Genomic DNA, 13,366 nt, shown 5'->3' with positions numbered 1-13,366 from the left:
TTATCAGTTGGCCGTTCTGATGGTTCCATCAGGATTGCGTACCCAACCTACGGTCCAGTCTTTATCCGGGCTTTCTATTGCACCTACAAATGCGGCTTCCTTAAAGAAAGAGTTTAATATTGCCGGGTTAAAAGCGCTTGCTTTTGTAGCTGTTGGGGTATAATCGCCCACAGCTATACCATCAATCTCTTCGTAAGAACGTACACCTGTGCTGCTAAAAGTGATATTGTTAAAAAACGGATTACTACCCACGCCGCCGGAATATGTGCCTGCAAAGGGATTTGTTCCGCCTGTGCGGTCATCCCTGAAAGGGTCTTTTGGTACTTTAAATACATAGGAATAAGCAAAAACAGTGGGCCCGTTTAAATCGGTTATAACCACATCATCATTCAGGCGTACGCCTCTTCGCGGATAAAATGCAACAATGGCATTATAAATTTTCGCTGCGCTTGCTGCACGCAGTCTCATGCCGGAGGTATTGTTTACTGTTTCGCCCGGGCCAATAATACTCAGGTTGGCAATAACCGGCGAGGCGGTTTCGCGTACCGTAAATTCATCGAGCTCGGCGGTATAAATCGTAGTAAGCGCTATGGCAAACTGGATTTTTCCGGCATAGGCATCACCAAGACGGTATCCGGCTCCCTGACAATCGGTAGTTATCAGGTGCGACATGTTTACATCGCCATTGGTAACCATTATGGCCTCTTCGAGCGATTTATATACCTGTACATAATCCACCTGTGTGCCGTTACCTACATCCTGCAGCCGGAATGCCCGGGAGCCTCCGTATTCAAGCCGGAGATGATTTACGCTGCCGCTGTTGCTGCCATTTCCATCTCCTTTTATATTAAACACACCCCAGTCGCCAGCTGCTGCACCTGTACCCAGCAGCGTCTTATCGCTGGTAATAACTACAGGCTCGGTTGCAGTTCCATTGATATTTACCTGTGAGCCGGCATCAAATGTCAGGTTGATTTTGTTTGTGGCTGCGGAATTCAGGTAAATTTCGGTTCCGGTTCCTGCCGAAAACTTTGTTGTTTCAGAAAATTCTATGGACGACGAAATGTAATATTTGCGTTTTGGCGCCAGGGTGATGGCTCCGCTGGTTAATATCCCATCTTCGGGAATGGTTACATTGTATAATGTTTCAGACCCTATGGTGATGGTAGGATACACTTCTACATTCGCTGTAAAGCTAACTGTGGATGATTTTTTCTGATTGGCGCCATTGGTCAGCACAAACTCATACGTTATGCTGTCGCCTTCCGCGGCGGTTTCGCTCACCATATCTTCATTAAAGGTATAGCTAACGGCGTTTTCATCTAAACGGATGCTGCGGTACGGCCCGCTATTCTTATTAATTAATAAACGGGTATCCGGGCCCGGAGCATCAAACTTAACAGTAACCACAATGGCATCGCCAGGCTTTAATGATACGGTACTGTCGCCCTCGATGGTAATTGCCGGCATTGCCGGGTAATTATCCTTATCTTTTTTGCACGAGGTTAAACCGGTTATCCAGATAAGCAGCAAGGCTGCCGGTACAAAAAACTGTGATATTTTATAATGAGTTTTCATGTTGCTCTTTATTAATGGTTATTGACGTAATGTTCCATCAAGATTCTTAAACCAGGTTCCGCCTCTTGTCCAGTCATTGGTATCATTTTCTACGGCGCCAATGTATTTTGCTGAGCTAAAGAAGCTTCCCCAGGTCGAAGGGTCAAACGTAGATGTGGCAGAACCTACATAATTGGTGGTGCTGATACCTGATACCGGTGTATCGGTTGCGTTGTAGCTTCCTTTGTTAAAGAAGATATCTTCGGCATCGCCTTCATAATTTACGCTGTTATTGTAGGCACGGGTATTGCCGAGTATCATGGTCGTACCTAATTCTGCTGTGCTCAGGTCTTCTACCCGCACGCCATCATTCGCAAACTGGGTAACAATTAAATTTTGTACGTTGCCAAATGCGCCGGTACGTATGCGTATGCCACGACGTGTGCCCATATCGACTCCGGAAGCATAGCCATTTCCAATGAGGGTTATATTGGCAATATTAAACTGTGTTCTGGGAGTATTGGTGTAGAATGTATCGTCATTTCTAAACTCAATGGAGCGGGCCTGGTTCCAGAAATTTACCGGTGTTAACGTTGCCGGCCGGTTTGTTTGAAAAATCCAGAACTGGCCATTGCCCTGCCATCCGTTTTCGGCCCATATTCCGTAACCGCCATGTGCTATGCCGGCAATGTTCTTCATATTGAATACACCTCCTTTAACCCGGAAGGCAATATTCTCGTTCTGATATATTTCTACATAGTTCACCTTGGTTCTGGAGCCTACGCCATAAAAGTTCAGTGCGTTACTGCTATTTTTACCGGCATATTCTATGCGCACAAACTGGAGTACGCCCGAATCGTCATTGGTTATTGTTCCCCCGTAGTTAAATCCGTTTTCCTGTACAACAGAGCCTTTGTTGGTGGGCGCCTTGCCATAAAGGAAAATGCCGCCCCAATCTGTGCTGGCCGGGGTTTGACCTTTCAGCAGCTTATCGGATGTGAATACAATAGGTGCTGTGCGGCTGCCTTCGGCTTTTATTTTACATCCCTGGGCAATGACCAATCTGGATATATCGTTTAAATCATCGCTGGTTTTGAAATAGATGGTGCTGCCGGCGGCAATGGTCAGGGTTCCGCCTTCGTTAATGGAAAGGATGCTGTCTACCACATAGACATCCGTTGCCTGGATGGTAAAGCTGCCGTTGATTTTTCCCTTGATGTATTTAACGGCTGTTGAACCAATGGTTCCATCGGTAATGGTGTACGTGGGATTTACGTTTACCACAAACTGGTAATCGGCAGTGCGGCCGTCTTTGTCTTTAAGCTCAAACCTGAATGTATAGTTGGTGCCTGGAACGGCATCTGCAGGAATGGTATAATTGAAATCATAAGCAGAAGTTATCTCGTTCTTTACGAAATCGATATGCGCATAGCTGGTGTTGTTTTGGGTAACGTCTAACTGGCTGAGTCCCGAAGCGGCCTGTAAGGTAAAGGAAACGGAAACGCTTCGGCCGGGCTCCTGTGTTATTACGGGCTGGGCCGGACTGGTTATGAGAATCTGCGGTTCGGGGAAGGTAAATGCTTTTTCTTTCTCACAGGCGGAAAAAGCCAGCATCCCAACCGAAAATAAAATATAGTGTATTAATTTCATGGTATATCTTGTATTAATTGTTCAACTGTATTAAAAACTGTAACCAATACCTGTACGGCAGTTATAACCGAAATAGGCTATGCGGGATATGCGGTCTTTTTCTCCCTGGTAGCGTATGCTGGGTGAATTGGTAAGATTTACAAATTCTGCAAATATCCGCCAGTGTTTTTTGTAGATATAAGAAGCATTCATATCCAGTTGTAAACGGTCGTCCTGCACAATGTCATCCTGTGCCTGGCTGGCCAGCGAATTAACAAATGAACCATTATAGTTTACAGATGCTTTTATGCTAAACGCCTTATAATCATAACTGAGGGCTGCATTAAGCGTGTGCTTTGCCTGCCCCGGTAATGAAATATTGGTTCTGTCTTGTGTAAAGGCATCTGAATAGGCGTAGGTATAATTTAAGTTAACGCCGAACCATTTAAGAAAACCGGGCAGAAAACTGAGGTTGCGATACAGGTTAACTTCAAGTCCGGCAACAATGGCATTTTCGCCGTTTTGAGCCTGGCTGAAAGCGAAGCCTTTGGTGTTTGGATAGCCGGGATAATCTTCGGATAGAGATGGTGTAATGCGTTGAAACTGGAACTGGTCAATATTCTTATAGAAACCGCCTACCGAGATAATGCCCACGTTGTTGAAGTAATGTTCATACATCAAATCCAGGTTAAGCGCTTTTGCGGGTTTCAGGTCCGGATTACCGATGCTTAGCGTCAGAGCATCGGCATCATAATTAATATAAGGTACAATATCTACAAAGTTTGGCCGGGCATAATTAAGCAATGCCGAAAAACGTAAGTTGGAAAGCTTTGAAAGGCTGTATTTTAAATGAATATTGGGCAACACATAGGTGTAATCTGTACCTCCTTTAATGGGATTTCCCTGTACGTCTGTACCTTTGCGCACCACATCAAACGCCCTGTAGTTCACATCATTGTATTCTACACGTACACCGCCTAAAAACATAAGTTTGTTGAACTGGATACGTGTCATGGCGTAACCTGCATAAATATCCTCGGAAGTGTAATAGGTATCATTTAATGACAACCGTTTAGAATCCCAGGCGTCGTCGGCTTCTGTAAGCAGAAAACGGTTATCGTCCATATAGGTCAAAAATTTATCCCGGTCTATACGCGGGCCATAATTGTAATGCCGGTATAGAAAATTGGCAGGCTGTTCGGTTTTAATAATCCGTGTAAACGCTTCGGCATTGTTCAACACATGGTTGGGGTCGTAGAAACGCAATACCCTGTTATCCCTGAATTTATCATTGTTCTGACTGCGCAGCTTTCCGCCGAATTTAAAATAGGCCTGGTATTTGCCTGCGAAGTTGAAATACCGGGTTATATCTGTTTTCCAAACAAAATTGTTGGCTTTAGTGGTCTCGGCATCTTCTTCATATCTTCTGAAATCGTTTAACAAGAGTGGATTGTTAACATCCTGGGATGCATCGGCGGCGGTAAACACCGGGTACATGGCATAAGGGCCCAGTTCTGTATCGGATTTAAGATTAATACCATCAAAAGCAAAATCACCACGAGTGGACGTAAAATCACGTTTGGATTTGGTGTAATAAGCGCCCCAGTCCAGTTGCCAGCGGTTTAGCGTGTGGAATCCCTGAAGGTTAAAGCTGTGATTCTGTTTGGTTTCATCCCACAGGTTTACGTCCCTGCGTATGCGGGCCGCGTTAATGGTACTTTGCGATGTCCATACTGAGCCGCTTCGGTCAAAGTCATACCGGAGCCGGTTCTGGTCATCAGAATCATCGCGGTTATTGTACATATAGTTAAATATAAGCTGCGATTTTTCATTGAATTTATAATCCAGCGTACCGGTTATGCCCATCCGTTTCCGGATGTTATCGGTTTTCCGGAAAGCATACATGGAAGGCATAATCTTCGTATCGCCGGAAGTGCCAATAGGGCTGGCAAAACCCTGCCAGGTAGCATCGATGCGGTCTTCGGCATTATTGTTACTGAAATAGCTGCCGCTAACCATTACCCCTAATCTTCCGGAAGAAACCTTATCGGTAGCAAAAAACCGTTTATCTGCACGTATTTTGCCAATGCCGTTCAGCTGGCCGGATATATCGCTGTACCCCAGCCCGCTTTCTGCCCTGAAGTTTAAGCGGGTATTTTTCGCAGTAGGAGTTTTCAGGTTTACCACCCCGCCAATGGCGTCGCCATCCATATCGGGTGTAGCTGCCTTGGTAATTTCAATAGATGCAAGCTGGTCTGCCGGTATCAGGTCAAGAGCTTCGTTACGAGTTCCGCTTTGCTGAACGCTGGGCAATTGTTCGCCATTAATCTCAACGGTAGTAAAGTTGGGCGGCGTTCCACGTAATGCAACCGTAGAGCCTTCACCTTTGTCCCGCTGAATGTTAATTCCCGGAACCCGTTGCAAGGCTTCGGCAACATTCAAATCCGGAAAACGGCCAATTAAATCGGCAGAAATTACGTTTTTAATATTGTCGGCAGAACGCTGCTGGTTTAGCGCCCTTTGCTGCCCTTCCAGGGTTCCGCCAACAGTTACTTCTTTTAAAAGCTTAACCGAAGCTTTTATTGCAAAATTTACCACAGCGGTTCCATTGCTTTGTACGTCGGCTTCCAGCGTTTTGGGCTCGAAACCCATATAAGCAACCCGTATTTTAACATGCCCTGCCGGAACGTTCCTTAAAATATAAGTACCGTTTAAATCTGTAGCAGCGCCGCTTTGTAATCCTTCAACAGTTACAGAAGCGCCCGGCAGCGATTCGCCGGTTTGCGAATCTGTTACCTTTCCGGTAATTACGCCTACACCTGTTTGAGCAGATACAAAACCACACATAAAGATGAATGCGAACAGAAAACAATAAGTTGTTTGTTTAATCATATTGGTTTTTAGTAATTGGTTAATACTTGTTTAAATTATCATGAAGAGAGGTATGAAACCTCTCTGTCATTGATAATGCTTTAATTCTGAACAGACTTCATTATTCCGAAGTTTTTCAGTTTCAAAGTTGAGGCTAATAAGGCTCTGTTTACAAGTAAAATGGTTGCAGAAGATAGGTATTCACGTTACATTTTCACTCAAAAAACGGAAATTTAAATTCTTTTAGTATGAATTTGTACGCACGAAATGGATACCATAATTACCGGATTATTAATATTCTCCCAACAAGCGGCGCTCGCTGTTGTTATCAGGATGTTTATATTTAATGAGCGTGTATTGTGTTGAGATTTATTTAAAAGATGAACTTAAAACTTAAAGATAAAATGCAATATTTGATTTTTTAACGTTAATACCATACAAACAGTTATGAAGAAATTTAACTTTTCGATAATTACCGCCTTTTTAATTCTTTTTTGCGGATGCGATACACTGAATCAGACTGCGCAAGTGTTAGCTCAACAAGGTCTTGGAAATCCCAGTACAGCAGAAATTGCCAGTGGCTTAAAGCAAGCGCTTGAAATAGGCACATCAGCCGGTGCAGACCGCCTGTCGGCAAAAGACGGCTTTTTTGGTAACCTGGCTGTTAAAATATTCTTTCCGCCCGAAGCGCAGAAAGTTGAAAAGACCTTACGCTCTGTAGGCTTAGGCCAGCTTTGTGATAATGTAATTCTAAGCCTTAACCGTGCTGCCGAAGATGCGGCTACCGAAGCAAAACCAATATTCCTGTCGGCCATAAAGCAAATGACCATTGCCGATGCCAGCAATATCCTGTTAAGCGGTCAGCAGGATGCGGCAACGCAATATTTTAAACGGGTAACCAGCGACCAGCTTCGGGCTAAATTTAATCCCATTATTGCCAACAGCCTGAGTAAGGTAGATGCAACCAAGTACTGGAATACCGCCATGACCAGCTACAACAAACTCCCGCTGGTCACCAAAATCAACCCCGACCTGGATGATTATGTGACGCAAAAAGCTATTGACGGCCTGTTTGTTCAGGTTGCGCAGGAAGAACTGAATATCCGCACCAACTTTGCGTCACGTACAACCTCGCTGCTTCAAAAAGTGTTCGGCTATGCTGATAAAAATAAACAATAAAGCCCGGTTTATACAGACTGCGGCATTAGCGGTGCTGGCTGTTTTGTCGGCTTGTTCGGGTAATCCGTATGCACCCACTAACCGGATTTACAAACGGCAGGCGAAGCAGCTGGCCCAATCCTTACGGCAAATTCCACCGGTTAACGCCGGACAGGATTCGCTCAACATTTCGTCTACCTGGGCCGGCACAACAAATTTTAATCTGCGGAAGCCCAATTTTGTGGTAATACATTACACCGCTCAAAACAGTGTAGAACAAACCTTACGCACATTTACGCTTACGCGGACACAGGTGAGCGCTCATTATGTGGTAAGCAGAGATGGTACTATTTATCACATGCTGAACGATTATATGCGGGCATGGCATGCCGGAACGGGTAAATGGGGTAAAGATGCCGACATCAATTCGTCCTCTATTGGTATTGAGTTAGATAATAATGGCAGCGAGCCGTTTGCGGAAGCCCAGATAACAAGTTTGCTCAAATTGTTGGGTAACCTGAAACAGAATTATAACATTCCTGCGCAAAACTTCATTGGTCATGGCGATATGGCGCCGACCCGCAAACCTGACCCGGGCGTTTACTTCCCATGGAAAACCCTGGCCGAAAAAGGCTTTGGACTGTGGTACGATGATACCATGGATTTACCACCTGCAGGTTTTGACCCTGCCATAGCGCTACGGCTTATCGGGTATGACACCAGCAACCTTAACGCGGCTATTGTTGCCTTTAAACGGCATTTTATACAAACCGATATCAGCCCGGTACTTAGCCCTTCGGATATGGCGATACTGTATAATTTGTCAATGAAGTATTAGGGGTAGCTGGACTAAAGTAGAGTTTATTAAGCGGTAAAAGCGTCACTTTTACAATAAGGGATTCTCTTGTTGCAAAAAATACCTATTTTATTGCAACAAAAAAATCGTTATTGCAAATTTTACACTCATATTTGCAATAACAAAATTTTAGTTGCAAGATTATGAAGAGCTTCAACTCAGGGCAATATATAAACCAAGGATATTATAAAAGCTTTCAGCCTACGTTCATTAACCGGGAGTGGTTATTGGATGATATGGAATTGTTGAACTTATTATCCCAGGCAGATAGACAGTTGGGCCGATTGGATATGTATAGCGAACATATCCCTGATATTGATTTATACATTAGTATGCACGTACTTAAAGAAGCTACACAAAGTAGCCGGATAGAGGGCACACAGACTAATATGGAGGAAGCCCTTTTAGATAAAGAAGATATCAGCCAGGAAAGGAGGAATGATTGGGAAGAGGTTCAGAACTATATAACGGCGATGCATCGTGCAATCAAGATGTTAAAGGAAATTCCGTTTTCAAGCCGCTTGATTAAGGAAACACATAAGGTTTTATTACAAGGCGTTCGCGGAGAGTATAAACTGCCGGGAGAATTCAGGACAAGCCAGAATTGGATTGGTGGCGCTTCAATAAATGATGCCGTATTTGTTCCCCCTGTTCATAGTAGCATCGGTGAATTAATGAGTGATTTGGAGAAATTCACACATAATACTGAATTTCTTCTGCCGGATTTGATTAAAATAGGAATCATACATTATCAGTTTGAAACCATTCACCCATTTTTAGACGGGAATGGCCGTGTCGGAAGATTGCTTATTACCTTGTATTTAGTTGACAAGGAGATATTGAAAAAACCTATACTTTATTTATCCGATTTCTTTGAGCGCAATAAATCATTGTATTATGATAATCTGATGCGTGTCCGGACGCACCATGATTTAAAACAGTGGCTGAAGTTTTTTATGGTTGGTGTCATCGAGACAGCTAAAAAAGGGGTTAAAACATTTGATGAAATATTAAAGCTTAAAACTCAATCCGAAATTGAAGTCCAGAATTTAGGGCCAAAGGCCAGCAATGCGCAAAAAATATTAAATTACTTATTAAAACGACCTATCATCAATGTGCTTACTGTAGTAGACATTACGGGTGTTTCACAGCGTACGGCCTATAATATTATCAATGATTTAGAGGCTTTGGGCATATTGGAAGAACTCACCGGTGGGAAAAGAGGTAAGATGTATGCCTTTAAAAAATATTTGAATTTATTTAGCTAATGGATATAGAAGATAAAAAGCTATAGATAAAGTCCCTAATATAAAACAGGCACAAAGATGAGCAATCATGGAAAGCGAAATTTTAATCTATCGAAATAGCGAAGGAAACATTACCATAGATGTCCGTTTGGAAGAAGAAACCGTTTGGCTTACTCAAGACCAAATGGCACAGCTTTTTGGAAAAGGCAGAAGCACCATAACAGAGCACATTGGAAATGTGTACAGCGAAGGCGAACTAGAGCAAAATCGAACTAGTCGGAAATTCCGACTGGTTCGATTAGAAGGCAACAGAACAATAGAGCGAGAGGTAGAACATTACAATCTTGACGTGATTATTTCGGTAGGCTATCGTGTAAAATCGGTTCAGGGTACACAGTTTCGTATATGGGCCACGCAACGTCTCAAAGAATACATCATAAAAGGTTTTGCCCTGAACGATGAGCGTTTTAAAACCGGCAATTCTATGAACTATTTCACGGAATTGCAGGAGCGTATTCGTGAAATCCGTTTAAGCGAACGTTTTTTCTATCAGAAAATAAAAGACATTTACACTACAAGTATTGATTATGACCCCAGAGATGAAAAAACAATAGCATTTTTTAAAACCGTACAAAATAAATTGCTTTGGGCTATCAGCAGCCAAACCGCGGCAGAATTGGTATATCGTCGTGTTGATGCCCGTTTACCTTTGCTTGGCATGCAATCGTTCGACAAAAAGAATGCATCGGCAATCAAAAAGTCGGACGTAAACATTGCTAAAAATTATTTGAATGAAGACGAAATGCGATTGCTGGGATTATTGGTAGAACAATATCTTGCCTTTGCCGAAACAATGGCGCAACAGCAAACGCCAATGTATATGAAAGACTGGATACAGCGTTTAGACGCTATTTTGCAGCTAAACGGCCGTGAGTTGCTGACACATGCCGGTAAAATAAGCCATGAAATGGCAACAAAAAAATCAGAAGAAGAGCTGGAAAAATACCGTTTGGCCCAAAAGGCACTTGAAAAAGAACAAAGTTTAAATGAGTTGGAACAGGATATAAAACGGTTGAAGAAAAATAATTAAAACAAACTTATGGACGAGCTTCTGCTCATCCATAAATTCGTTACGCCTTCTTCGTCTCCTTTGCCCAGGTATCTTTAAGCGTTACCGTGCGGTTAAACACCAGTTTTCCGGGTTGGGAATCTTTATCCAGCGTAAAATATCCTTTGCGGATAAACTGGTAACCACGGTTAGCCGCATGCTCCAGGTCGGGTTCAATGTATGCCGCCGGTAAAACATTAAGACTTTGCGGATTAATATATTCCTTAAAATCACGTTCTTCACTGCCGGGGTCTTCTACCGAAAACAAGCGGTCATACAGGCGGATTTCAGCCGTTTTTGCATGCGGAACACTTACCCAGTGAATAGTTCCCTTTACATGAATGCCGCTGGTATCCTGTCCGCTTTTTGATTCGGGAATATAGGTAGCCCTGATTTCGGTAACCATATCGTGCTCATCCTTCACAAAATCCTCGCACTTAATAATATAAGCATGCTTTAAGCGCACCATCAGGCCGGGGCCCAGGCGGAAGAATTTCTTTGGCGGATGCTCCATAAAGTCCTCACGTTCAATCCACAGCTCCCTGCTGAACGGAATCTCACGATAACCGTCGCCATCTTCGGCTTCAGGGTTATTTTCACCATGTAATACCTCGGTTTTATCTTCGGGATAATTGGTAATTACCAGCTTAACCGGGTCAAGCACAGCCATGCGGCGCCATGCAGTTTTATTCAAATCCTCGCGAATGCAAAACTCCAGCAGGCTTACATCAATCACATTTTCGCGTTTAGCGATGCCGATGCGGTCGCAGAAATCGCGTATCGACGCAGGTGTATAGCCCCGGCGACGTAAGGCGCTGATGGTAGGCATTCGCGGGTCATCCCAGCCGCTTACAAAACCCTCGTTAACCAGTTGCAACAGCTTACGCTTGCTGGTTACGGTATAGTTCAGGTTCAGGCGGGCAAATTCATATTGTTTTGACGGGAAAATTTCCAGCTTCTCGATAAACCAGTCGTACAGCGGGCGATGCGGTATAAACTCCAGCGTACAAATAGAATGCGTAATGTGCTCAATAGCGTCCGATTGACCATGCGCAAAATCATACATCGGGTAAATGCACCATTTATCGCCGGTACGGTGATGATGCGCATGTTTAATGCGGTACATAATCGGGTCACGCATGTGCATATTAGGCGATGCCAGGTCTATTTTAGCCCGCAGTACTTTCTCACCATCAGCATAGTTGCCCGCTTTCATTTCGGCAAATAAACGCAGGTTTTCCTCTACCGACCTGCTGCGGTAAACCGACGGCTGACCGGGTTCTGTGGGTGTGCCTTTCAACCGGGCAATCTCTTCGGCAGAGCTATCATCCACATACGCCAGCCCCTTTTCAATCAGCTTAACGGCAAAGTCATATAACGTATCAAAATAATCAGAAGCATAAAACTCATTAGCCCACTCAAATCCCAGCCATTTAATATCTTCCTTAATGCTTTCAACATATTCAGTATCTTCCGTTACCGGGTTGGTATCGTCAAAACGAAGATTGGTTTTTCCATTATAGCGCTGGGCAATACCGAAATTAAGGCATATCGATTTAGCGTGCCCAATGTGCAGGTAACCATTAGGTTCGGGCGGAAAGCGGGTCAGCACAGCCCCGCCATTTTTATTAGCACGGATATCCTCTTCCAGTATTTCCTCCAGGAAGTTTAAGCTCTTTTCCTCGTTAGCTATCATAAATTATAAAACAGGACTGCAAAAGTAGTAAAAATAAGCTTCTGATGTGTGCAATACACCTGCCTAACCATGTTTGAAAAGCAAAACCCGTAGCGGTTAGGTTATGGTAGTCCTGTGTTACGCTCATACGCCTGCGACCTGCCCCGATACCTCGCGGGCGCCTTGGCCACCAGGCCGGTATCCGCTTCACCCAGGTTTAGCAGATCAGGGCCGGTGCAACATGGGTTACTAAAAATTTCTTTTTTTATCCTAAATTGTTAAACTTGTGTTAAAGTTTTGAACTTTCATTGACAGAATACAAACACATTTCAGATCATGAGCTGCTGGTAAAGCTCGGCAATGACGATAAAAGAGCTTTTGACGAAATTTATCGGCGTTACTGGAATGGTATGTTTAGCTCAGCCTATAACATGCTCAGGGATAGAGAAGCCTGTATGGATATTTTGCAGGAGATCTTTATCTGGTTGTGGGAGCACCGGTACGGCGTAACAGTAGATTCTCTCCAATCATACTTATTAAGCGCCGTTAAATTTAAGGTAGCTAACTACATACGCAACGGAAAAGTAAGAGCTTCATTTTTTGACAGGTTAAAAGAAGCAGAAGCGCCCGGCGAATTAGCTACAGACAACGTTGAAGTAAAAGAGCTATCAGCTATAATAGCGCATTATGCCAATCAATTGCCCGATAAATGCCGGGAGATTTTTCTGCTAAGCAGGCATGAATACCTCACAAACAAGGAAATTGCCTCACGCTTGGGAATCTCTGTAAAGACCGTAGAAAATCAAATGACCATTGCAATAAGAAAGCTTAAAACATCTATCGCAAAAATCTCATCCTTTTTATTTTTCCTGTAAAAATTCTTTTTAGACTGATCTCATGATATTCGCTTGCAAACCTATCGCCGGCTTTTGAAATTGAAGTTGTGCAAACTCTCTGAAAAATTTAGTTTTATGGGCCCGATAGCGCTAAGCCCCAGCTTAGTGCTGTTACTTAAAAGCCTCCGGGTTTTTCTATCTGCTGCTCTATGCTCCGATACATGAAAAAAGTGATAAACCCTGAGAGAGTACGTATAGAACAATACAACCAGGAGCTTGAAGATGCTGAAAAAGAAATTGAAGCGGGTAATTTTTACACAGTAGATGAAGTAAAAGGCAATATCCGGGCAATTTTAACAGAGATAGGGTAAAGAGCCGGATTTGTGCGTTGGAATGTCCTCCGAAGGAGTCCTATGGACAAAGGTTACC

10 protein-coding genes are annotated in these 13,366 nt (G+C 43.5%); 6 read left to right on the top strand and 4 right to left on the bottom strand.

Going from position 1 to position 13,366, the window contains the following annotated elements; all coding sequences use genetic code 11:
• Positions 1–3 precede the first annotated feature (3 nt).
• The 3 genes from FW774_RS00400 to FW774_RS00390 are packed head-to-tail and all read right to left on the bottom strand — an operon-like array spanning position 4 to position 6,078.
• Positions 4–1,578: a hypothetical protein gene (locus FW774_RS00400; protein WP_149346191.1), complete on the bottom strand. Its 1,575-nt coding sequence runs from the start codon at positions 1,576–1,578 to the stop codon at positions 4–6.
• Between the two features lie 18 nt (positions 1,579–1,596).
• A complete protein-coding gene (locus FW774_RS00395; RefSeq protein ID WP_149346190.1) occupies positions 1,597–3,207 on the bottom strand; it encodes a hypothetical protein in 1,611 nt (536 codons plus the stop codon).
• Between the two features lie 30 nt (positions 3,208–3,237).
• Positions 3,238–6,078 carry a TonB-dependent receptor gene (locus tag FW774_RS00390; RefSeq protein ID WP_242457661.1) on the bottom strand — a complete coding sequence of 947 codons (2,841 nt, stop codon included), beginning with the start codon at positions 6,076–6,078 and terminating at the stop codon, positions 3,238–3,240.
• A 426-nt stretch (positions 6,079–6,504) separates the two neighbouring features.
• Between FW774_RS00390 and FW774_RS00385 the strand changes: the two genes are divergently transcribed.
• From FW774_RS00385 to FW774_RS00370, 4 genes are all read left to right on the top strand, one after another.
• Positions 6,505–7,236, top strand: a complete 732-nt coding sequence (locus FW774_RS00385; RefSeq protein ID WP_149346189.1) for a DUF4197 domain-containing protein — start codon at positions 6,505–6,507, stop codon at positions 7,234–7,236.
• Complete coding sequence (locus tag FW774_RS00380) at positions 7,214–8,053, top strand: N-acetylmuramoyl-L-alanine amidase (protein ID WP_149346188.1); 840 nt, start codon at positions 7,214–7,216, stop codon at positions 8,051–8,053. The genes FW774_RS00385 and FW774_RS00380 overlap by 23 nt, the downstream gene beginning before the upstream one ends.
• Before the next feature lie 161 nt (positions 8,054–8,214).
• Positions 8,215–9,339 carry a Fic family protein gene (locus tag FW774_RS00375; protein WP_149346187.1) on the top strand — a complete coding sequence of 375 codons (1,125 nt, stop codon included), beginning with the start codon at positions 8,215–8,217 and terminating at the stop codon, positions 9,337–9,339.
• Between the two features lie 67 nt (positions 9,340–9,406).
• A complete protein-coding gene (locus tag FW774_RS00370) occupies positions 9,407–10,408 on the top strand; it encodes a virulence RhuM family protein (RefSeq protein WP_149346186.1) in 1,002 nt (333 codons plus the stop codon).
• Between the two features lie 40 nt (positions 10,409–10,448).
• On the opposite strand, the gene FW774_RS00365 is transcribed toward FW774_RS00370, so the two are convergent.
• Positions 10,449–12,122, bottom strand: coding sequence for a glutamine--tRNA ligase/YqeY domain fusion protein (locus FW774_RS00365; protein ID WP_187774764.1), 1,674 nt, complete (start codon positions 12,120–12,122; stop codon positions 10,449–10,451).
• Between the two features lie 287 nt (positions 12,123–12,409).
• Between FW774_RS00365 and FW774_RS00360 the strand changes: the two genes are divergently transcribed.
• Positions 12,410–12,976 carry an RNA polymerase sigma-70 factor gene (locus tag FW774_RS00360; protein WP_149346185.1) on the top strand — a complete coding sequence of 189 codons (567 nt, stop codon included), beginning with the start codon at positions 12,410–12,412 and terminating at the stop codon, positions 12,974–12,976.
• A 182-nt stretch (positions 12,977–13,158) separates the two neighbouring features.
• Positions 13,159–13,308 carry a hypothetical protein gene (locus FW774_RS20295; protein WP_187774763.1) on the top strand — a complete coding sequence of 50 codons (150 nt, stop codon included), beginning with the start codon at positions 13,159–13,161 and terminating at the stop codon, positions 13,306–13,308.
• The last annotated feature ends 58 nt before the right edge of the window (positions 13,309–13,366 follow it).

The sequence above is a fragment of the Pedobacter sp. BS3 genome, assembly GCF_008274585.1.
Lineage (GTDB): Bacteria > Bacteroidota > Bacteroidia > Sphingobacteriales > Sphingobacteriaceae > Hufsiella_A.
This window is presented reverse-complemented; position numbering and strand designations above follow the sequence as displayed.